The sequence below is a fragment of the Lacinutrix sp. MEBiC02404 genome, from assembly GCF_053601575.1.
In genome coordinates this window covers 48759-72730 of the sequence record NZ_JBSHNV010000108.1, presented here as the reverse complement: position 1 = coordinate 72730, position 23972 = coordinate 48759, and the positions used below count along the sequence as shown (strand labels likewise).

Below are 23972 nucleotides of genomic sequence, written 5' to 3'. Positions count from 1 at the left end.
TGTATTTCGTCGATTATTTATGCTTTTAATAGATTTTTTTGTTAAAATCACATATCTTCGCAGTCCCAAATCATATCAATTCATTTAAAACCTAACAAAATGAATAAACAAACCTACTTATGCCTTATTGTGCTTTTTACTAGCACATTAATGAGCGCCAATCCATTTTCCAAGAACACAGCAACAGCTATGGCTTATAGCGATATTCAACGTGTTAGAATCGATTTCACCATGCCAACCGGCTATATAAAACACTTACTTTTAGGCTTTACGCCTAATAATGCGGCTTCCGATGGAGTAGATTACGGCTACGACGCATTAAGTATCGATGATTTTCCAGATGACCTTAACTGGATTATAGAAGATCAAAGTTACGTAATACAAGGTGTTGGTGCTTTCAATAGCTCGAACCAATATCCTTTAGGTATGTTTATTTCTAATGCTGGCGATATATCTATATCTCTGGATGAATTAGAAAATTTTGAAACTGACATTGACGTTTTCTTATTTGACTCCTTATACAACACCTACACTTTACTTACGGAAATCGATTTTCAAGAATATGTTAATGAAGGAACCTATTTAGATCGTTATTTCATTTCTTTTGGAAACAACACAAACGGTTCTGTTTTTAATAGTTATACGATACAGCTTGCTGTAGATGAAAACAATATGGAGGAAACTTCTATTTCTTTTTTAAGACAATCGAAAGAAATCTACATCCACTCTAACCAAAACATTTCTAAATTAGAAGTGTACAACTTACTGGGAAAGCGTATTTTAAATAAAGAAGATCTAAATACAAAAACATTGAAACTACCAACACGGTTTACTAACCAAACATATGGTATTGTTAGGGTTTACAGTAACCAAGGCGTCACTAACAAAAAACTGTTGTTTAAGTAAGTATAAAAATATCCAGAAACTTTTGAAGAAGTTTATAGTTACTTTCCAATACAGAAGTTAGCAAAAATATTACCCAGCAAATCATCGCTAGTAATTTCACCTGTAATTTCACCAAAATGATAAAGTGCTTGTCTAATATCTATAGCTAGTAAATCCCCTGACAAATCAGATTCTAGACCATATTTCACTTTGGTAACCTCTTCAAAAGCTTTTAGCAATGCATCATAATGTCTAGAATTAGTAACTATAGTTTCATTATTACGCAACGCTCCAGTATTAACAAAACCTAAAAGTTTATCCTTTAGTTCTTCTACTCCAATTCCTGTTTTTGCAGATAATAAATGTAGATTTTCAATGGAAGTTTTTAAAGCTTCCACTTCAGTATCGGAAAGGATATCTAATTTATTAGCAATCACTAATAATGGTTTTAAAGGATATTTATTTTTTATTTTTTCTATTTCAACGATAAACTTTTTACTATTGGTTTTAAATTTTTCAGCATCAAATAAATAAACGACTACCTGTGCTTGCTCAATTTTTTCAAAAGTTTTTTTAATCCCAATACTTTCAACAACGTCTTTAGTTTCTCTAATTCCTGCGGTATCTATAAACCGAAAGCCAATTCCGCCAATAACAATTTCATCTTCAATAGTATCTCTTGTCGTTCCAGCAATCTCACTAACAATAGCTCTTTCCTCATTTAAAAGGGCATTGAGTAATGTCGATTTACCAACATTTGGTTCTCCAACTATAGCAACAGGAATCCCATTTTTAATAACGTTTCCAACAGCAAAACTGTCTATTAAGCGTTTTAGCACAAAAACAATTTTTTCTACTAAAGACTTAAATTGTGTTCGGTCTGCAAATTCAACATCTTCTTCTGCAAAATCTAATTCTAACTCAATTAAAGAAGCGAAATTTAAAAGTTCTTCCCGTAGTTTGGCTATTTCCGAAGAAAAACCACCTCGCATTTGCTGCATCGCAATTTGATGCGAAGCTTCATTATCACTCGCTATTAAATCTGCAACTGCTTCGGCTTGACTTAAATCTAGTTTTCCGTTTAAAAAAGCACGCAAAGTAAACTCTCCGGCATTAGCCATCCTGCACCCATTACGTAAAAATAATTGTATAATTTCCTGCTGAATAAATATAGATCCATGACAAGAAATTTCTACTACATTTTCACCGGTATAGGATTTTGGATTTTTAAAAACAGAAACCAAAACTTCATCCAGTGTTTTCGTTTTTTCTTTAATATGGCCTAAATGAATAGTATGCGTCTTTTGTTTCGTTAAATCTTTGTTATGAATAGATTTAAAAAAAGCAGCACAAATGTTAATCGCTTCTGGTCCCGAAAGTCGTATTACAGCTATTGCTCCAGCACCTGAAGGTGTTGCTAATGCAATTATAGTATCATTTAATATCATGTAGCAAAAGTAAGCAATTGTTAAAATAAAACTAACATATTTACATTTTGAAAATAAATAAGTATTAACTGTTATATTTGCATAAAAAAAATAATTTATGCAACGTATTCTATCCTTATTATGTATTTCTCTTTTTATTATTTCTTGTACTAAAGAAAAAACAGATGGTTTTGTGGTTAATGGAAATGTAGACAACGCTAAAAATAATAGCTTGGTTAAATTAATTAGAACAGAGAATAGACAGGAAATTCTTTTAGACTCTGCTAGGGTTACAGATAATACTTTTACATTAAATGGAAAAATAGAAAATCCCGATATGTATTTTTTAACTATCGAAGGTGTTAGAGGAAGCCTTCCTTTTATTGTTGAAAATGAAACTATAGATTTAACTATCGTCTCGGACAGTATTTTCACTTCTACTATTAAAGGAGGAAATGAAAATGATTACCTAAATGAATACCAAGAATTCATTAAAACACTCCGATTAAAAAACAATAATTTAACCAAAGAGTTTCAAGCTTCCCAAAGCGCAAAAGACACTGCTCAAATGTCTGTTTTACGTAATAAATATGAAGCGATCATGGCTGAAAATGATGCCCACGATATACATTTTATTACAGAAAACAATAGCGCTGTTTTGTCTGCTCTTATTTTAGAACGTGCTTTAATGTCTAACAAATTAGAATTTGCGAAAATTAAAGAACTATACACTAATTTTGAGGAATCTTTAAAAAACACAAGACCAGGAAAAGCAATTGCAACCTATATTGAATCAAACGAAAAAACAGCTATTGGTAGTGTAGTACCAAATTTTTCTGGACCAACTCCTGAAGGAAAAACAATAGCTCTAAATGATATCAAAGGAAAAGTTACGCTTATTGATTTTTGGGCTGCTTGGTGCGCACCTTGTAGAAAAGAAAACCCAAACGTTGTAAACGTTTATAATAAATATCATGAAAAAGGCCTAGAAATCATTGGGGTTTCTTTAGATGGTACGCCACAACAAAAAGATGCTAAGCAAGCTTGGACAGATGCTATTCAACAAGACAAACTAACTTGGAATCACGTTTCTAACTTGCAATATTTTAATGATCCTATTGCTAAGCAATTTAATATTAACGCTATTCCTGCAACCTATTTAATTGATGCAGAAGGAAAGATTATTGCTAAAAACCTAAGAGGTCCAGCACTAGAGGAAAAAATAGCTTCCTTGCTAAACTAAAAACGATTAGCACTTTTACTTTCTGAATTTATTTTCAGAAACTACGTATTAGATATAAAAAATGCTGAAATAATTTTTCAGCATTTTTTATATCTTTTTTTGTCATTTTAAGCAAAATAGAAAAATCTTGTTAGCGAATTACGAGTAAAGAGACTTCTCCACTTTAGTCAAAAGGACATTTTTATTTATATCTTATTCATTCGTTTTAAAACAAACAATAATACAATTGGTATAGCTAATAAACCTATCATTAATAGATTCGTTTCAAATAGCCATGTTGCTAAAAGTAGTGTGATTACGTAACCACCAATAGCACCACCAAAATGCGCGTCGTGACCAATATTACCGGATCTTGTTTTCATTCCGTAAATAGAATATAAAAGATAACCAATTCCAAATACATAAGCTGGGATTGGTATAGGCACAAAAAACATATACAAGCTCATTTCTGGTCGTAATAAAATAGCCGAATATAAAATTCCTGTTACTGCTCCACTTGCTCCAACGGCACTATAATGATATTCATCTTTATGAAAATATAAGGATAATACACTACCAAGAATCAAGCTACCAATGTACACAAGTACAAAACTTAAGGTTCCTAAATCTTGTACAACAATATCGGCAAAAAAGTATAACGTAAGCATGTTAAACAACAAATGCTGCGTGTCTACATGTAAAAAGCCAGAACTAAACATTCTAAACTTCTCCCCTCTTTTTATACTACCAACATTGAATTTATATTTTTCAAAAAAGTTAAAATCACTAAACCCTTTGTAAGATATTAATACATTTGCTACAATAATTACTATTGTTACAATACTTAAATTGCCCATAAATTTGAAACGTTTAAATCAAATATAACATATATTTGTTCTTGCAAATCTAAAATTATTTCATGCAATTCCTTGCTTACATTTTAATTTATCCGCTTTTGTGGATTATTTCTATTCTTCCGTTTAGAATTTTATACGTTGTTTCCGATATTTTATATGTTTTGGTATACTATATCATTGGTTACCGAAAAAAAACAGTAAAGTACAATCTAAACCTTGTCTTTCCTGATAAATCGGAAAAAGAAATCACTACAATTTCTAAAAAATTCTACCATCATTTATGTGATATGATCTTAGAATCTGTAAAATCTTTAACCATTTCTGAAGCGGAAATGATGAAACGTTTTAAGCTTACGAACATTGAAGAAATACACAAACTAGAAAAAGAAAATAGAAACATTGTTCTAATGTGTGCGCATTATGCCAATTTTGAGTGGATTTTTATTACTCAAAAATTTGTAAAACATAAAGGATATGGTGTTTATAAACGTTTGGCAAATAAATATTTTGATCGCTTAATAAAACGAAAAAGAGCTAAATATAATACACAACTTATCACCACAAAAGAAACCATTCCTGTTTTAATGGAGTCTATTAAAAATGGTGAATTATCTATTAGTGGCTTTGTATCTGACCAATCACCAAAAGTAAATAAAGCATATCATTGGAATGATTTCATGGGAATTAAAGTTCCTGTCCATACCGGAGCAGAAATGCTTGCAAAGCGCTTAGACTCTTCGGTTGTTTTCTTTGGCGTTAAAAAAATAAAACGTGGTTACTACGAAACTACTTTTAAAACCTTAGCTAAAAATGCCAATGATTATAAAAACTACGAAATTACCGATATGTTTTTAAAATTGGTAGAGGAACAAATTTATAGCGCTCCAGAATATTATTTATGGACACATAAACGTTGGAAACATAAAGACAAAGTTCCAACTGAATTTCAATAAACAATTGCCTTTTCCACATAAAAAAACAGCGTACAAATTATAATGCATTTGTACGCTGTTTTTATTTTATAATGTAAGCTTTATACTACTTTGAAATAGCTTCTATTTCACCAATAAATCGATCTGCTAAAGCATCTGCAATTTCTTGTGATTTTGCTTCTGTATAAATTCTAATGATCGGTTCTGTATTACTCTTACGTAAATGCACCCAGTTTTCAGCAAAATCAATTTTCACACCATCTACAGTAGTTATGTTTTCTTTAGCATAACGAGCTTCCATGGTTTTCAAAATAGCATCGACATCAATTTGTGGTGTCAATTGAATTTTCTTTTTACTCATAAAATAGCTCGTATACGTTTTACGCAACTCACTTACTTGCATATCTTTTTCGGCTAAAAGACTTAAAAACAAAGCAACACCAACTAAAGAATCTCTACCATAATGGCTCGCCGGATAAATAATTCCGCCATTACCTTCACCACCAATTACGGCGTTATTTTTCTTCATCAATGCTACAACATTTACTTCTCCTACAGCACTTGCTTCGTAGGTTCCGCCATGTTTTTCAGTAACATCACGTAACGCTCTAGAAGAACTCATATTACTCACTGTATTTCCTGGCGTTTTACTCAACACATAATCTGCACAGGCAACCAAAGTATATTCTTCCCCAAACATTTCGCCATTCTCGTCTACAAAAGCTAACCTATCTACATCTGGATCGACAACAATACCCAAATCGGCACGTTCTTTAACCACCATTTCCGACAAGTCTGTTAAATGCTCTTTAAGAGGTTCTGGATTATGAGGAAAATGTCCCGTTGGATCACAATACAATTTTATTGGATGCACTCCTAAACGTTCTAATAACTCCGGAATAGCAATTCCTCCTGTAGAATTTACGCCATCTACAACTACTTTAAAATTAGCGTCTTTTATCGCTTTTACATTTACCAAGTCTAAAGCTAAAACAGCATCAATATGTAAATCTATGTAGGCCTGATTTCTAGTTATTTTCCCTAAATCATCTACTCCTGCAAATTGCATCGTGTCTGCTTCTGCAATATTTAAAATCTTCTCTCCTTCCACGCCATTTAAAAATTCCCCTTTCGCATTTAAAAGTTTTAATGCATTCCATTGTTTTGGGTTATGGCTGGCCGTTAAAATAATTCCGCCATCCGCATGTTCCATTGGTACAGCAATTTCAACCGTTGGCGTTGTAGATAAACCTACATCTACTACATGAATGCCAAGACCAACTAACGTATTCATTACCAAATTCTGAATCATCTCCCCAGAAACTCTAGCATCTCTACCAACAACAACTTTATAATTTTCTTTATCACGTTGCTCTTTTAGCCAAGTACCATAAGCCGCCGCAAACTTTACCGCGTCAATTGGTGTAAGGTTTTCACCTACTTGTCCGCCAATAGTTCCTCTAATTCCAGAAATTGATTTTATTAAGGTCATAAATATTATTTTAAAATTGAATTACAAATATAGTATTTCAAAAGGGGAAATCTTAAATCGGTTTTTGTAAATTTACATTCATGTCTAACGAATTAAAAGATTCCCAATTTCGTGGGAAAAAATTATGAATTTTCTCGCACACATCTATCTTTCTGGAAATAATGAATCTGTAACCATTGGTAATTTTATTGCGGATGGTATTCGAGGTAAAAAATACCAGCAGTTTCCTAAAGAAATTCAAACCGGAATATTATTGCACCGACAAATAGATACATTTACAGATGCGCATAAAACGGTAAGAGAAAGCACCAAACGATTGCATAAAAATTACGGGCACTATTCTGGTGTGATAGTCGATATACTCTACGACCATTTTCTTGCGAAAAATTGGAGCAACTATTCTGATATTCCATTAGATATCTATGTCGATACTTTTTATGATTCTTTGCAAGACAATTTCGAGGTTCTACCAAGTAGAATTCAGAAAATGATGCCGTATATGATTGCAGATAATTGGTTATTAAGCTATGCCACTATTGAAGGTATTTCTAAAGTTTTAGTTGGAATGAACAAGCGAACAGAAAACCGTTCTAAAATGAATTTAGCAGTAAACGAATTACAAGAGTTTTATAACGAATTTGAAGATGAATTCACACGCTTTTTTGAAGAATTAATTCAGTTTTCCAAGGAGAAATTATTAGAAATTCAAACGAAACAAAACAACTAATTGTCATTGCGATGCGCTTTTTTAAGCGACTTAGCAATCTCATTAAACTATAGAGAGGTATGAATTTAAGAATTATTTTTATAATACTAGTATTTAGCTTAACCGCTTGTAAAACAGAAACTAAAAAACAAGTTACTGGACTTATCACAGAAAAAGCAATGGTTGTTTCTGCCCGTGAAGAAGCTTCTAAAATAGGAAGTGCTATTATGCAACAAGGCGGAAATGCTTTTGATGCTATGCTTGCCACAGATTTGGCTTTAGCGGTTGCATATCCGTATGCCGGAAATCTTGGTGGTGGTGGTTTTATGGTCTATCGTTTAGAAAATGGAGAAACTGGTGCCTTAGACTACAGAGAAAAAGCTCCTGCAGCGGCGACAAAAAACATGTATTTAGATTCGCTTGGTAATGTAATTCCTAATTTAAGTACTCGTGGCGCACTTGCTGTTGGTATTCCTGGAACCGTTGCAGGAACTTTTGAAGCACATAAACGTTTTGGTAAATTACCAATAGAAACCATTATGAAACCAGTAATTGCCCTTGCAAAAAGAGGGGTTGTGGTTACCAAAAATCAGGAATTACGTATTGCTGAAAAACAAGAGGACTTTAAAATTACGAATACGGAAGATTTTCTATTTACTAAAGCTTGGAAAGAGAACGATACCATCAAATACAATAGTCTTGCAGAAACGTTAACCAGAATCATGCAAAATGGTCCGGATGAATTTTACAAAGGAGAAACAGCAAAAATACTAGCAAAGCATATTCAAGATAATGGCGGCATTGTAACCGAAGAAGACCTAGCAAACTACAAACCAAAGTGGCGTAAACCTATTAGCTTTTCGTATGATGATTTAAATATTATTTCTATGTCGCCTCCTTCCAGTGGTGGCGTTTGTTTGGCACAAATCATGAAAATGATTGAACCTTATCCTTTAGAAGAATTTGGTCACAACTCTGAAAAAGCGATTCAGATTATCACAGAAGCAGAACGTCGTGCCTACGCCGATAGAAGTTTCTATTTAGGAGATCCTGATTTTGTAACAGTACCTCAAGAAGAATTAATTAGTGCACGTTATTTGCAAGATAGAATGCAAGATTTTTCATTTGAAAAAGCGACTAAATCTTCCGAAGTATCCCACGGAAAAGTACAAATTATTGAAAGTGATGAAACCACGCACTACTCTATTGTAGATCCGTTTGGTAATGCTATTTCAGTTACTACAACTCTAAATTCTGGTTTTGGTTCTAAACTATTCTGTAGCGAATTAGGTTTCTTTTTAAATAATGAAATGGACGATTTTTCTAGCAAACCCGGAGTCCCAAATGTATATGGATTAATTGGTGCAGAAGCAAATAGTATTCTTCCAGAAAAACGCATGCTAAGTTCTATGACACCAACTATTGTAGAAAGAAATGGAAAATTACACATGGTTGTTGGTACTCCTGGTGGCTCTACCATTATCACTTCCGTAATGCAAACTATTTTAAATGTACATGAATACAAAATGGGCATGCAAGAAGCAGTAGATGTTTCTCGCTTTCACCACCAATGGTTACCTGACGTAATTATGATGGAACCAAATTCTTTTGCTATAGAAACCATAAAACAATTGGAATTAAAAGGGTACAACATTAATGAAAAAGATGCTCCTATTATTGGAAAAGTGGATGCTATTTTAATTTTAGAAGATGGGAAACTAGAAGGTGGTGCAGACAAACGCGGTGATGATACCGCTGTAGGTTTTTAATTAAATTCCTTTCTTTATAAAAACGATAACAAACACAAAATCCAGTGGCTAAAAAAACAAGCATAAAAAAAATAGTAAAAATAATTGCAGGAGTAATCATTTTCTTCACCTTACCAACCTTCCTTTTCTTTGGATTTTTATATTTTAAATATAACGAAGAATTACCTTTAGGAATACAAGATCAACAAGCAGATGCTTTGGCATACAAAATGCTTGATGCCTTAGATCATAAAAAATATGAAGCTACAGATTATATAGAGTGGACCTTTAAAAAAAGGCATCATTTTAAATGGAATAAAGAAGCAGCTAGTAGTGAAGTCTATTGGAAAAATTATAGAGTAGATTTAGACTTTAATGATAATTCTAAAAGCGAAGCCTATATAGGCGAAACAAAAATAGAAACAAGTGAAGCAGAGGAATTAATACAAAAAGCAACAGACTATTTTAATAACGATTCTTTTTGGTTAGTCGCACCATATAAAGTTTTTGATGCAGGAACAAAAAGAAGTTTAGTAACTTTAGATAATGGAAAGCATGCGCTTTTAATCACCTATACTTCTGGAGGATCTACTCCAGGAGATTCCTATTTATGGCTATTGGACGACTCTGGTAAGCCTACTAGTTTTAAAATGTGGACTTCCATTCTGCCCATTGATGGTCTAGAAGCTTCCTGGAGCGACTGGGAAACTACCGAAACTGGAGCAATGCTTCCTACTTTTCATAAAATGCTAGTTTTAGGATTGGAGATTGAAGATATTAAAACCAAATAAAACGCATTTATTTTAAGACTATATTATCCTAATAAAACCCATCATGATTCAATCTTATAAAAAGAAACTAGCCCTTCAAGAAAATTACGATACTATTATTATTGGATCCGGTATTGGCAGTCTTGCAACTGGCGCTTTATTAGCAAAGCAAGGGCAAAAAGTCTTAATTCTAGAACGCCATTATGAACCTGGCGGATTTACACATACTTTTAAACGTAGAGGCTATGAATGGGATGTTGGTATTCACTACATTGGGGATATGGAACACCCAAAAAGTATTTTAAGAAAATTATTTAGTTATATATCTGATGATAATTTACAATGGGCAGATATGGGAGAAGTATATGATAAAATCATCATAGGCGACAAAGAATATGATTTTGTTAAAGGTGTTACCAATTTTAAAAACAAAATGATTTCCTATTTTCCCAAAGAAGAAAAAGCAATCACCGAATACATCAATACTATTTTTAAAGCTAGTAAAACTAGTAAAAAATTCTATTTAGATAAATCACTTCCGCCGGTATTAAGTAAATTAATAGGTGGTTTTATGCGTAGACCTTATAATACGTATTCTGATAAAACCACTTATGAAGTATTAAGAAATCTTACCGATAACGAAGAATTAATTAAAGTTTTAACTGGTCAATATGGTGATTATGGTTTAGCACCTAAAGAAAGTAGTTTTGTCATGCATACCGCAGTTGCTAAACATTATTTTGCTGGTGGTAGCTTTCCTGTTGGCGGATCTTCACAACTTGTAAAAACCATTGTTCCTGTAATAGCAAAAGCTGGAGGAACACTTTTAATAAGTGCCGAAGTAGATAAAGTTATCATTGAAGATAATACGGCGAAAGGTGTGAAAATGAAAGATGGAAAATCTTTTTATGCTAAAAACATTATCAGCGGAGCTGGTATTATGACTACGTACAACAAATTACTTCCCGAAAATATAGTAGCAAAACACAATTTAAAAGAGCAATTACAAAAAGTAAAACGATCTGTTGCTTCTGCTTGTTTATATATCGGTTTAGAAGGTTCTCCTGAAGAACTTAAATTACCAAAAACGAATTACTGGATCTATCCCGAAGATTTAGATCATGATGCGTGTATTGCTCGCTATTTAAAAGATACAGACCAACCTTTTCCCGTTGTTTATATTTCTTTTCCTTCGGCTAAAGATCCAGATTGGCCAAATAGATATCCTGGAAAAAGTGCTATAGATATTATTACCCTTATGCCTAGCACTACTTTTAACGAATGGAAAGGTAGCAAGTGGAAAAAAAGAGGGGAAGATTACGACCTGTTAAAAGAAAAAATAGCCCAAAGATTACTAGAAGCCTTATTTAAAAAACTACCACATCTTAGAGAAAAAGTGGATTGTTATGAATTGTCTACACCATTAACCACACAACATTTTGTGAATTATGAAGAAGGAGAAATTTACGGATTAGATCATAGTCCGAAACGTTTTAGACAAAAGTTTTTAAAACCTAGAACACCAATTAAAAACTTCTATCTTACTGGACAAGATATTATGACTGCAGGAATTGGATCGGCACTTTTTTCTGGTGTTTTAACCGCTACTGCTTTAACAGGAAAAAACATCTTAAAAAAAGTGCAAGCTTCTAAAAATTAATTGCAATCGCAATATTTAGAGGAATACATATCTTATACCAAAAACGAACACTGCAAACGGCATACTTATTTACTCTTTTGTCCAACAAACTGTTGTTCCTTTACTTTAAATAACACATTAAACGTGGTTAAGCTTCCGTAAATACGCGTGATGTATTGTTGTAAATCTATTTTTTCTTGTTCTTCAAGACTACTAGAATTCACCTTTTGTTCCATAACACGAAGTCGGTCTCTAACCATCGTTATTTTATGAAAAAAGTCTTCCACTTTAATTTCTTTACTTTTTAAATTGCTATCTCCTGGTTCTAAAATAAGTTTTCCGCCTTTCCACTTATCTCCTATCGAAATTACTTCCGAAACATCGCTCCATTTTTTTAAAATTTGGACTAAACTACTTTCTACATCAAATAAACTCACGGTATCGACTTCCTTTTCTGCTGCTTCAATAACTTCAAATTCGGTATCTAATTCTATTTCTTCTAATCCGTTCTCGATAAAAGTTACCCAATAATGGGTACTATCGACATTTGTAATTACTCCTTTTCCAAATTCGTCGTGGTTTATTCTGGAACCTATTCCTAATATTTTCATATAAAATTCATATTTAATTTCCGTGAAAACGGAAAACGGTTTATACATATTCTCATTACAATATTAATAAAATCCTAACTAAATACCTTTCAAAAGGATAAGTAAAAAGCGTATCTTTGCAACTTTGTTTACCAAACAGTCAGGTTGCTTAATTTATGTCTAAATTCGAAGAAAATATAGAAGTTCAAGGTGCTCGTGTTCATAATTTAAAGAACATAGATGTTACTATTCCCAGAGAAAAACTAGTGGTTATTACTGGCTTGTCTGGTAGTGGTAAATCGTCATTAGCTTTCGATACTATTTATGCCGAAGGGCAACGAAGATATATTGAAACGTTCTCTGCCTACGCAAGACAATTTCTTGGAGGTTTAGAGCGTCCGGATGTGGATAAAATTGACGGACTTTCGCCTGTAATTGCCATCGAGCAAAAAACAACGAGCAAGTCACCACGATCTACTGTTGGTACCATTACCGAAATTTATGATTTTATGCGTTTGCTTTTCGCAAGAGCTAGTGATGCGTATAGTTATAATACGGGCGAAAAAATGGTTAGCTACAATGATGATCAAATAAAAGCTTTAATTATAGAGAGTTTTTCTGGTAAACGTATAAACATTCTTGCTCCTGTAGTTCGATCCCGTAAAGGACATTACAGAGAATTATTCGAGCAAATTGCAAAACAAGGCTTTGTAAAAGTACGTGCAGATGGTGAAATAAAAGACCTTGTAAAAGGCATGAAGCTCGACAGATACAAGAATCATGATATTGAAATTGTAATCGATAGATTGAAGATTGATGCTTCCGTAGATAATGATAAACGCTTAACCGAAACCATAAATACTGCCATGTATCATGGTAATGATGTATTAATGGTTTTAGATCAAGATACGAACGAAACACGTTTTTTTAGTAGAAGTTTAATGTGTCCTAGTTCCGGAATTTCATATCCAAATCCAGAGCCTAATAACTTTTCATTTAACTCCCCAAAAGGTGCTTGTCCTAAATGTAATGGTATTGGAACGCTGTATCAAGTAAACGAAAGTAAAATAATTCCTGACGATTTGCTTTCCATTAAAAATGGCGCTCTTGCTCCGCATGGACCAGAAAAAAATTCCTGGATTTTTAAACAGTTAGAACTAATAGCGCAGCGTTATAATTTTAAAATTAGCGATGCGTATAAAAGTATACCTGAAGAAGCGAAACAAATGATTTTGTATGGTGGAAACGAAAAATTCACAGTAGATAGCAAAACACTTGGTATAAAAAGAGATTACAAAATAGATTTTGAAGGGGTTGCCAACTTTATAGAAAACCAATATGTAAACGCAGATTCTACGTCATTAAAACGTTGGGCAAAAGACTATATGGATAAAGTAGATTGTAGCGAATGCCATGGCGCACGTTTACGTCAAGAATCTCTATATTTCAAAATAAACGATCAAAATATTGCCGAACTAGCAAATAAAGACATTGTAGATTTAGCGGAATGGTTTAAAGAATTACCAAAAAACCTTTCTAAAAAACAATTCAAAATTGCAGAAGAAATTATTAAAGAAATAACAAACAGACTACAATTTTTGTTAGATGTTGGTTTAGATTACCTTTCTGTAAACCGAAGTTCTAAAACACTTTCTGGTGGTGAAGCGCAACGTATTCGATTGGCGACACAAATTGGATCACAACTGGTTGGAGTGCTTTATATTTTAGATGAACCTAGTATTGGTTTACACCAACGCGATAATGAAAAACTAATAAACTCTTTAGTTGCTTTGCGGGATGTTGGTAACTCTGTCATTGTTGTGGAGCACGATAAAGATATGATTTTACGTGCAGATCACGTGATTGATATTGGTCCGCATGCAGGAAAACATGGCGGTGAAATTATTAGCCAAGGCACACCGGAAGAAGTTTTAAAACACCATACCCTTACTGCAGATTACCTTAATGGAACTAAAAACATTGAAGTTCCAAAAACGCGTCGGGAAGGTAACGGTAAATTCATGGAGCTTAAAGGCTGTACCGGAAATAACTTAAAAAATGTTTCGGTTAAATTTCCATTAGGAAAAATGATTGGGGTAACTGGAGTTTCTGGTAGTGGAAAATCTACTTTAATTAACGAAACGCTCTATCCTATTCTTAATGCATATTATTTTAATGGTGTAAAAAAACCAATGCCTTACAAAAGCATTAAAGGTTTAGAACATATAGATAAAGTAATCGATATTAACCAATCACCAATTGGTAGAACACCGCGCAGTAATCCTGCAACTTACACCGGTACTTTTAGTGAAGTACGTAGTTTATTCGCCAAAATACCAGAAGCAATGATTCGTGGTTATAAACCAGGAAGATTTAGTTTTAATGTAAAAGGAGGACGTTGTGAAACCTGTCAAGGTGGCGGCTTACGTGTTATTGAAATGAATTTCCTTCCTGACGTATATGTAGAATGTGAAACCTGCCAAGGCAAGCGTTTTAATCGCGAAACCTTAGAGATTCGTTATAAAGGAAAGAATATTAGTGATGTTTTAAACATGACAATTAATGAAGCAGTGGACTTTTTTGAGCATATCCCAAAAATTAACAGAAAACTAAAAACCATTAAGGATGTTGGTTTAGGATATATCACATTAGGACAACAAAGCACAACGCTTTCTGGTGGTGAAGCACAGCGAATTAAACTAGCAACAGAATTAAGTAAACGCGATACAGGAAATACTTTTTATATTTTAGATGAACCTACCACAGGATTGCATTTTGAAGATATTAGAGTATTAATGATTGTGCTCAACAAACTAGCAAATAAAGGAAATACCGTTTTAATTATTGAACATAATTTAGATGTTATTAAAACCGTAGACCACGTTATTGATATAGGTTATGAAGGCGGAAAAAATGGAGGAGAAATTATAGTAGAAGGTACTCCAGAAAAAGTTGCAAAACATAAAACGAGCTACACAGCGAAGTTTTTAAAGAAAGAATTGGAATAAAATAAATAGTATCTAGTTTTGTTGATGTGCTAAAAAAAGAATTAAATTAGCAAGTTGCCGAAAATACAAAATACTAAAATAAATATTAAAATAGATGAGAGAAGAAAAACACCATAAAGGTTGGAATGAAAGTAAAACAAATGACTCATGGGCGATTTTTAAAATCATGGGTGAATTTGTAAATGGTTATGAAAAATTAAGTAGAATTGGACCTTGCGTTTCCATTTTTGGATCTGCAAGAACAAAACCGGAAGATAAATATTATAAATTAACCGAAAAAGTTGCACATAAAATTGTAGATCATGGTTATGGTGTAATTACTGGTGGAGGACCAGGAATTATGGAAGCTGGTAACAAAGGAGCACATCTAGGTGGTGGAACCTCTGTAGGTTTAAACATAGAATTACCTTTTGAGCAACATGATAATCCGTATATAGATCACGATAAGAGTTTAGATTTCGATTACTTCTTTGTACGTAAAGTAATGTTTGTAAAATACTCACAAGGTTTTGTAGTAATGCCTGGAGGATTTGGAACTTTAGATGAATTGTTTGAAGCAATCACTTTAATACAAACCAATAAAATTGAAAAATTCCCTATAATTCTAGTTGGTACCGATTTCTGGGAAGGTTTATTAGACTGGGTAAAAGCAACTTTATTAGATAAATTTAACAACATTAGCGCTAAAGACTTAGACTTAATTCACCTTGTAGATACCGAAGATGAAGTAATCAATATTTTAGATGCTTTTTATAAAAAGTCTGGCTTTAGTCCGAACTTCTAAAGTATTTGGCTCTTAAATAAATAAATTAAGATTTCACTTTCGTGGAAAGTAAGCATGAAAAAAAACCTATTACTAGTTTTTCTAAGTATACTAAGTATTCAAGGTGTCTTCGCTTTAGACACCTTGAATATTAGGTTTTATAATTTGTCTTACACCAATTCACAAGGGATAACCGCTAATAAAAAAAGCTTTTCAAATAACAATTTCATAGCTATTTCTACGCAATTTATCCGCATAGCTCAAGGTTTAGATGCAACGGCGCACAGATTGGATACTCGTTTTGATTTTATATTAACTGCAAAAAACAAGATCACTAGTTTCATTTATTATGAAATAATTGGCATAAATATAATATCTAATACTTTACATTTACAAACCAACCATCAGTCATTCACCAACAAAAAACCAAACATTTTTAACACTTTAGGGCCAGTAGTAAAAACTATTCCTTTAAACAATACAGAAATGCATCACATGAACGTTTCTAACATATATAAAGGGCTATATTACATGACAAGGCCTAATTTGAATTTAGAATCCTTAAAGTTTGTGAAAGTAAATTGAGAAATAAACACCTACTTATTGCCCTATTCACCTTTGTGAATTTTTATAGCTTTAGTCAAAACACCATTGACCTTAAGGCTACATTTGATGTGGAAAATAAAAAGATAAAAATAGCGCAAACAATTCAATATCAAAACACAACAAACAACACTTTAGAATATATTTATTTAAACGATTGGAGCAATAGTTATTCTACAAAAAGTACTCCTTTAGCAAAACGTTTTGCTGAAGAATATAAAAATGATTTTCACTTTGCAAAAAATGAAGATAGAGGTTACACCGTAATTACTTCGTTACAACAAGACAACGAAGATGTGGTGCACGAAAGGCTGAAAGACCAACTCGATATTATTAAAGTAAAATTAAATAAAGCTTTAGCGCCAAACGAAACCTATACCCTTCATTTAAACTATATAGTGCAGATACCTAATGCCAAGTTTACACGCTATGGTATTTACAACGATAATAATATCACTATAAAATATTGGTACATCACTCCTGCTATTTATGATGGCACTTGGCAATACTTTAGTAATAAAGATTTAGAAGATGGATATATCCCTAAGGCAGATCACAGTTTCGAAATCACCTATCCGGAGCGTTATATCTTAACTTCAGAACTTAACGAAACGGGAAGCACAAAGGAGAACAATACAATCACAACAACCTTAGAAGGAAAAGATAGAATTAATACCAAATTATTCCTATTACAAGAACCAAAATTCAATACGGTTGAAACAGATTATTTTAACGTGGTATCTAGTATTGATGACGAAAATATAGCGCAAGTAGAAAGAGTTATACTAACCGATAAAGTTGCAGGGTTTATAACTAAAAACCTTGGTGATTATCCGCATGAGCGTTTATTAGTCTCCCATACCGATTATAAAAAGAAACCCATTTACGGACTTAACTTATTGCCAGATTTTTTCCGTCCTTTTCCGGATAGTTTTCAATATGAATTAAAGCTTTTAAAAACAGTATTATATAATTATTTAGAAAACACACTCCTAATAAACCCGAGAAAAGACCAATGGTTAATTGATGGTTTTCAGATATATTATTTAAAAAAGTATGTGGAAGAATATTATCCTGAAAAGAAAATTTTTGGAACACTATCTAAAATTTGGGGTATCAAGTCTTTTCATGCCGCACAACTTAATTTTAATGATCAGTATAATCTTTTGTATATGAATATGGCTAGAGGTAGGCAAGACCAACCACTTACGATGCAAAAAGATTCCTTATTAAAATTCAACAAAAACATAGCAAACCCTAACAAAGCAGCAATTGGTTTAGAATACTTAAATAGCTTTGACGAAAACTTAGATTTAGATAAATCGATTTTGGATTTTGTAACCAATCAAAAACTAAAAGCGACATCCACAAAAGATTTTGAAAACTTTATAAAACCAAAAGCTTCTAAAGATATTGATTGGTTTTTTGAGGAGTATCTTAAAACTTCTAAAAAAATAGATTACACCATTAAAAAGGTAGAAAAAGGAAAAGATTCGATTACGGTAATAGTTAAAAACAAGAGCAGAACAAGTATGCCTTCTTCGTTATTTGCTTTACAAAAAGATAGTATTTTATCTAAATCATGGATTCAAAGCAACAAACACTTGGATACCATTACACTACCAAACAACCATGCCACAAAATTGGTTATTAATCAAGATAAAATAACACCAGAAATAAACGACAGGAATAATACTAAATCGCTAACTGCTTCTTTATTAAATAAACCTTTACAGATTAGACTTTTAAAAGATGTAGAAGACACCAGGTATAACCAAGTCTTAATTATGCCTATTTTAGAGTTTAATAATATATATGATGGTATTGTTGTGGGTACAAAAGCATATAATAAAACCATGCTTAAAAAAGACTTAACGTATAAAGTTGCACCACAATACGGATTAAAATCGCAGTCTATAACAGGCTCTGGAAACCTAGTATATCAACAATATAATACCAGTAACAGAAACTTATTTAAAATTCAATACGTGCTTACCGGAAGCTATGATAGTTATGCTCCAGATTTATTTGTTACTTCCATAAAACCATCTATAACGCTTCATTTTAGAGATACTAAAAACTTACGTGCAAATAAAAGAGAGTTTTTAAATTTTAGATATGTTAGCATTCATAGAGACAAAGATGTTGAAAAGATTTTATTAGAAGAAACGAAGCCCAATTACAACGTATTTAATGTAAGATATATAAATAAAGATCCAGGATTAATAGAGCATTCTAGTTGGTTTGCAGACTTTCAAGCATCCCAAACATTTAGTAAAATATCCTTTAATTACGAGTACAGAAAGCTATATCAAAACAACAGACAACTAAGCGTTCGTTTCTTTGCTGGAGCATTCTTAAAGAATAAAAACGAAGCGAATAGCAACTATTTTAGTTTTGCGCTAGATAGGCCAACAGATTACTTATTTGATTATAGTTATTTAGGAAGATCAGAAAACACAGGCCTCTTTAGTCAGGAGTTAATTATTGCAGAAGGAGGATTTAAATCGAAACTAGAAGTACCTTATGCAAATCAATGGATGGCAACCACAAATATTAGCACATCTATTTGGCAATATATTCATGCCTACGGAGATTTAGGTACATTAAAAAACAAACACCAAAACGCGAAATTTGTATACGATTCTGGTGTTCGCGTAAATCTAGTAGAAGATTATTTTGAAATCTACTTTCCTGTTTATTCTAACCTTGGTTGGGAAATAGCACAACCGCAATACAGTCAAAAAATACGTTTCAAATTTACAGCAGACATTCAATCGCTATTAGGATTGTTTAGAAGGCGTTGGTATTAATATTTTTTTCTTCTGAAAAACGCAGTATAAGAAAAAGAATGAAAGATCTTATACCTAAAAAATAGTTTATAAACACTTATCAGAAAGCCTCTTAATACTATTCTAAAGAAATAGAACAATAAGTATCTCCTTTAATGCTATTTTCCCCTTTTTATTTACTACATTAAAACCATTGAGAATTTTAACTTTTATAGTTATATAACTTTTGAAATAGATAAAAAAACGTTAAATATTTCATTATCTAAAACAAAAATACTTTAAAAGATATTCAGCAAAAACCTATATAATCACATTGTTTTCACTATTTGACAAAAAAATGGCTATCAAAACAATAATTATACATTTTTTTAAGACTTTGCGATATTGCAAAAATGCTTTATTATTCTTAAATTTGTAACTATATGAAAGCATCTAAAATGACAACAAATCCAGAGGTAATAGAAGACATTTCTTTTAACGATTTTAAAACGGAAGTTTTAAAAGACTATACCATTGCTGTAACTTCCAGGGAGTGCAGTTTATTAGGTCGTCGTGAAGTACTTACAGGAAAAGCGAAATTTGGAATTTTTGGAGATGGTAAAGAAATACCGCAACTTGCTTGGGCAAAAGCTTTTAAAAATGGAGATTTTAGATCTGGTTATTATCGCGATCAAACTTTTATGATGGCCATTGGTGAATTAACCATCCAGCAATTTTTTGCAGGTTTATATGCGCATACAGATATTAATCACGATCCAATGTCTGCAGGAAGACAAATGGGAGGACATTTTGCAACCCATAGTTTAGACGAAAATGGAAATTGGAATGACCTTACAAAACAAAAAAATTCTAGTGCAGACATCTCTCCTACTGCAGGACAAATGCCTCGTTTACTAGGTTTAGCACAAGCTTCTAAAATTTATAGAAATGTAAAAGGAATTGATACTACTAAATTTTCGGATAAGGGAAATGAGGTTGCTTGGGGAACTATTGGTAATGCAAGCACCAGCGAAGGTCTATTTTTTGAAACTATAAATGCAGCCGGAGTTTTACAAGTACCCATGGTAATGAGTGTTTGGGATGATGAATATGGAATTTCAGTACACGCAAGACACCAAACCACAAAAGAAAATATATCTGAAATCTTAAAAGGATTTCAACGTGAAAAAGGAACTAATGGTTACGAAATCTTAAGAGTAAAAGGCTGGGATTACCCTGCTTTAGTAGATACGTATCAAAAAGCTTCCAAAATTGCAAGAACACAACATGTTCCAGTTTTAATTCACGTAAATGAATTAACACAACCGCAAGGACATTCTACTTCGGGATCGCATGAGCGCTATAAAGACACCGATCGTCTTAACTGGGAAGCAGATAATGACTGTAATCTTAAAATGCGCGAATGGTTAATTGCAAATAACTTTGCGACCAAAGACGAACTTAGAACCATAGAAAAAAATATAAAAAAGGAAGTCCGTGAAGGTAAAAAAGCAGCTTGGCTTGCTTACAATAATCCTATCAATCAAGAACGTAGTGAACTTATAGTGCTTTTAGAAAATCTTGCTAAATCAAGTACCAATAAGGCTTTCTTAACCAAACTTACAAACGACTTAATTGCAATTGTAGAGCCTATTAGAAAAGATAGTCTTTCTGCTGCTCGAAAAGCGTTACGTTATGTACTTAATGAAAATTCTTCAGAAAAAACACAGGTTGCTAACTGGATAAATTCATATATAGAAAAAATACAACCCAAATATAGTTCCCATTTACATAGTCAATCTAGTCTTTCGGCTTTACACGTAAAAGAAGTAAAACCAACCTATGACGATGATGCGAAGTTAGTAGATGGACGATTAGTAATTAGAGATAACTTTGATGCCCTTTTCACCAAATACCCAGAAGTTTTAGTTTTTGGTGAAGATGCAGGACATATTGGCGATGTAAACCAAGGTCTTGAAGGGATGCAAGAAAAGTATGGCGATTTGCGTGTTTCCGATGTTGGAATTCGTGAAGCTACCATTTTAGGACAAGGAATTGGAATGGCAATGCGTGGTTTAAGACCAATTGCAGAAATACAATATCTAGACTATATTTTATACGCTTTACAGATAATGAGTGATGATTTAGCAACACTACATTATAGAACTCATGGCCGCCAAAAAGCACCATTAATTATTCGTACACGCGGCCATAGACTAGAAGGTATTTGGCATTCTGGATCACAAATGGGTGGTGTTATTAATCTGGTTCGTGGTATTCATGTTTTAGTACCAAGAAACATGACAAAGGCTGCTGGTTTTTATAATACATTATTAGAAAGTGATGAACCAGCCTTAATAATAGAATGCTTAAACGGATATCGACTAAAAGAGAAAATGCCAAATAATATTGGTGCATTCAAAACACCTTTAGGAGTTGTTGAAACCGTTAAAGAAGGAAGTGATATTACATTAGTTTCTTATGGTTCTACATTAAATATTGTAGCGCAAACAGCAAAAGAATTAATAGAAGTTGGTATTGATGCGGAAGTAATAGACATTCAATCTTTATTACCTTTTGATCTCAATCATGATATTGTAAAAAGTATAGCCAAAACAAATCGTCTAATGGTTATAGATGAAGATGTTCCCGGAGGCGCTTCTGCTTATATTTTAAACGAAATATTAAACACACAAAATGCATACGAGCATTTAGATAGTAAACCGCAAACCTTAACAGCAAAAAGTCATCGTCCTGCTTATGGTACAGATGGTGATTATTTTTCTAAACCGTCTCACGAAGATATTTTTGAAGCTGTTTATAAAGTAATGCATGAGGCTAATCCTGGTGATTTTCCAAAATTGAGATAACTTAACATTTAAAAATCAATTAACAAACCTTTCAATATTTCTTGGAAGGTTTTTTTTATATTTATAGGAAATCAATCTGAAAAGCAAATGCTAACCAAAATAGACAAAGAACAACTTCGAGGAATTATTTTCAGGCACTTAGATGGTATTGCTACAGCTACCACCACTTTTGCTCTTTATAAAAAAGGAATTTTTGCTTTTTTACTGAAAAACAAAAAAGTTACTATTGAAGAAATTTCTTCTCATTTTGAAGCAAATGAAGGCTATTTAAACATTGCATTACGCGTTTTAGCTTCGCAAGGTTGGCTGGTACAACATATAGATAATGCTTCCAATGCCGTTACCTATCAAATAAATGAAAATAGCGAAGAAGCTTTTAAACTTGCTCCTTTATATGAAGACGCAGTAAAGCTACTCTCCTATTCGGTGAGATTCCCAGAAAAGCATATTGGCGCAGATGCTTTTATAGCCTTAGAACGTATTTTTAAAACGTATCAAAATAACTTCGATTTAAAAGCACAAAGCGAGATAGAACAACAAGTCTTAAAACATATTGAAGGCTGTATCGTTGCTCCTATAATTGTAATGTTAGGCGTAAATGGCTTATTCCATAAATACTTTATGGAAGCTTCCTTTACTGCTGAAGAATATCACAAAGATCCAGAGAGCTTTAAAAAAATACTCGATTTCTTTTCCCATTTGGGTTGGTTTACAAAAAAGAAAAACACCTATCAATTTACAGATTCTGGTTTATTTTTCGCAAAAAGAGCAAGTGCTTATGGAGTAACGGTTTCTTATTTACCTACCTTTTTACAATTAGACGAATTACTTTTTGGTAATCCTTTAGTACTCAAAACAGATTCACCTGACGAAACAGAAAAACACGTCCATAGAGAAATGAATGTTTGGGGAAGTGGTGGCGCGCATTCGACATACTTTAAAGTGATAGATCAAGTAATCATCAAACTCTTTAATAAGCCAATTGATGAACAACCAAAAGGTATTCTAGATATGGGTTGTGGTAATGGTGCCTTTATAAAACATATATTTGATGTCATTGAGCACCAAACAATACGTGGCAAAATGTTAGAGGAGCATCCTTTATTATTGGTTGGAGCAGATTTTAATCCGGCAGCATTAAAAGTAACTAGAGCCAATTTAATTAAAGCAGATATTTGGGCAAAAGTAATTTGGGGTGATATTGGCAGACCAGATTTATTGGCAAACGATCTTAAAGAAGATTATAATATTGAACTTAAAGATTTACTAAATGTGCGTACCTTTTTAGATCATAATAGAATTTGGGAAGCCCCAGAAACGATTACTAATAAAATAAGTTCTTCTACAGGAGCGTATGCCAGTCAAGGGGAACGTATTAGCAATAATTTGGTAGAAGATTCTTTACGCGATCATCTGTTAAAATGGAAACCTTATGTAGAACAATTTGGTTTATTAATTATTGAATTACATACTATAGATCCAAAATTTACAGCCAGCAATATTGGTAAAACTGCAGCTACCGCTTATGATGCGACACATGGTTATAGCGACCAATTTATTTTAGAAGTGGATGTTTTTAATAAAATAGCAACAGAAGTTGGATTGCAACCCGATAAGAATTATTTTTCAAGATTTCCAGATAACGATTTGGCAACGGTAAGTGTAAATTTATTAAAAGGATAATATTTA

The 23972-nt window shown here is 32.7% G+C and carries 17 protein-coding genes; 13 read left to right on the top strand and 4 right to left on the bottom strand.

From position 1 onward, the window contains the following. Positions 1 to 99 precede the first annotated feature (99 nt). Positions 100 to 906 (top strand): hypothetical protein, encoded by an 807-nt coding sequence (locus ACVCXO_RS01420; RefSeq protein WP_452227817.1) that lies wholly within the window; start codon positions 100 to 102, stop codon positions 904 to 906. A 38-nt stretch (positions 907 to 944) separates the two neighbouring features. Here the strand turns inward: ACVCXO_RS01420 and mnmE are convergent, their stop codons facing one another. Continuing rightward, on the bottom strand, positions 945 to 2333 hold the full coding sequence (gene mnmE / locus ACVCXO_RS01415; protein WP_452227816.1) for a tRNA uridine-5-carboxymethylaminomethyl(34) synthesis GTPase MnmE: 1389 nt from the start codon (positions 2331 to 2333) through the stop codon (positions 945 to 947). A 97-nt stretch (positions 2334 to 2430) separates the two neighbouring features. Here mnmE and ACVCXO_RS01410 point away from each other — a divergent pair, with 97 nt between their 5' ends. Further along, a complete protein-coding gene (locus ACVCXO_RS01410) occupies positions 2431 to 3555 on the top strand; it encodes a redoxin domain-containing protein (protein ID WP_452227815.1) in 1125 nt (374 codons plus the stop codon). A gap of 185 nt (positions 3556 to 3740) precedes the next feature. Here the strand turns inward: ACVCXO_RS01410 and ACVCXO_RS01405 are convergent, their stop codons facing one another. Continuing rightward, positions 3741 to 4391, bottom strand: coding sequence for a rhomboid family intramembrane serine protease (locus ACVCXO_RS01405; protein ID WP_452227814.1), 651 nt, complete (start codon positions 4389 to 4391; stop codon positions 3741 to 3743). 62 nt (positions 4392 to 4453) lie between these two features. Between ACVCXO_RS01405 and ACVCXO_RS01400 the strand changes: the two genes are divergently transcribed. Beyond that, on the top strand, positions 4454 to 5344 hold the full coding sequence (locus ACVCXO_RS01400; RefSeq protein ID WP_452227813.1) for a lysophospholipid acyltransferase family protein: 891 nt from the start codon (positions 4454 to 4456) through the stop codon (positions 5342 to 5344). 85 nt (positions 5345 to 5429) lie between these two features. On the opposite strand, the gene glmM is transcribed toward ACVCXO_RS01400, so the two are convergent. Beyond that, positions 5430 to 6815: a phosphoglucosamine mutase gene (gene glmM / locus ACVCXO_RS01395; protein ID WP_452227812.1), complete on the bottom strand. Its 1386-nt coding sequence runs from the start codon at positions 6813 to 6815 to the stop codon at positions 5430 to 5432. Positions 6816 to 6939: 124 nt separating this feature from the next. On the opposite strand from glmM, the gene ACVCXO_RS01390 reads away from it, so the two are divergent. Genes ACVCXO_RS01390 through ACVCXO_RS01375 form a run of 4 tightly spaced genes read left to right on the top strand, consistent with a single transcriptional unit; the run spans position 6940 to position 11699 of the window. Next, a complete protein-coding gene (locus tag ACVCXO_RS01390; protein WP_452227811.1) occupies positions 6940 to 7542 on the top strand; it encodes an acyl carrier protein phosphodiesterase in 603 nt (200 codons plus the stop codon). 59 nt (positions 7543 to 7601) lie between these two features. Then, the gene (gene ggt / locus ACVCXO_RS01385) at positions 7602 to 9290 is read left to right on the top strand and encodes a gamma-glutamyltransferase (RefSeq protein WP_452227810.1); all 1689 of its coding nucleotides are present in this window, start codon (positions 7602 to 7604) and stop codon (positions 9288 to 9290) included. A gap of 44 nt (positions 9291 to 9334) precedes the next feature. Continuing rightward, positions 9335 to 10060: a hypothetical protein gene (locus ACVCXO_RS01380; RefSeq protein WP_452227809.1), complete on the top strand. Its 726-nt coding sequence runs from the start codon at positions 9335 to 9337 to the stop codon at positions 10058 to 10060. Between the two features lie 43 nt (positions 10061 to 10103). After that, complete coding sequence (locus ACVCXO_RS01375; RefSeq protein ID WP_452227808.1) at positions 10104 to 11699, top strand: phytoene desaturase family protein; 1596 nt, start codon at positions 10104 to 10106, stop codon at positions 11697 to 11699. A 65-nt stretch (positions 11700 to 11764) separates the two neighbouring features. Here the strand turns inward: ACVCXO_RS01375 and ACVCXO_RS01370 are convergent, their stop codons facing one another. Further along, positions 11765 to 12289, bottom strand: a complete 525-nt coding sequence (locus tag ACVCXO_RS01370; RefSeq protein ID WP_452227807.1) for a hypothetical protein — start codon at positions 12287 to 12289, stop codon at positions 11765 to 11767. A 155-nt stretch (positions 12290 to 12444) separates the two neighbouring features. Between ACVCXO_RS01370 and uvrA the strand changes: the two genes are divergently transcribed. The 6 genes from uvrA to ACVCXO_RS01340 all read left to right on the top strand — a co-directional run bounded on the left by uvrA (position 12445) and on the right by ACVCXO_RS01340 (position 23966). Next, the gene (gene uvrA / locus ACVCXO_RS01365) at positions 12445 to 15276 is read left to right on the top strand and encodes an excinuclease ABC subunit UvrA (protein WP_452227806.1); all 2832 of its coding nucleotides are present in this window, start codon (positions 12445 to 12447) and stop codon (positions 15274 to 15276) included. A 94-nt stretch (positions 15277 to 15370) separates the two neighbouring features. Further along, positions 15371 to 16060: an LOG family protein gene (locus tag ACVCXO_RS01360; RefSeq protein ID WP_452227805.1), complete on the top strand. Its 690-nt coding sequence runs from the start codon at positions 15371 to 15373 to the stop codon at positions 16058 to 16060. A 54-nt stretch (positions 16061 to 16114) separates the two neighbouring features. Beyond that, on the top strand, positions 16115 to 16624 hold the full coding sequence (locus tag ACVCXO_RS01355; protein ID WP_452227804.1) for a hypothetical protein: 510 nt from the start codon (positions 16115 to 16117) through the stop codon (positions 16622 to 16624). Further along, on the top strand, positions 16621 to 19455 hold the full coding sequence (locus ACVCXO_RS01350; RefSeq protein WP_452227803.1) for a metalloprotease: 2835 nt from the start codon (positions 16621 to 16623) through the stop codon (positions 19453 to 19455). Before ACVCXO_RS01355 ends, ACVCXO_RS01350 begins: the two co-directional genes overlap by 4 nt. 416 nt (positions 19456 to 19871) lie before the next feature. Beyond that, entirely contained in the window at positions 19872 to 22283 is a 2412-nt protein-coding gene (locus ACVCXO_RS01345; protein WP_452227869.1) for an alpha-ketoacid dehydrogenase subunit alpha/beta, read from the top strand. 87 nt (positions 22284 to 22370) lie between these two features. Continuing rightward, positions 22371 to 23966 (top strand): class I SAM-dependent methyltransferase, encoded by a 1596-nt coding sequence (locus ACVCXO_RS01340; RefSeq protein WP_452227802.1) that lies wholly within the window; start codon positions 22371 to 22373, stop codon positions 23964 to 23966. The last annotated feature ends 6 nt before the right edge of the window (positions 23967 to 23972 follow it).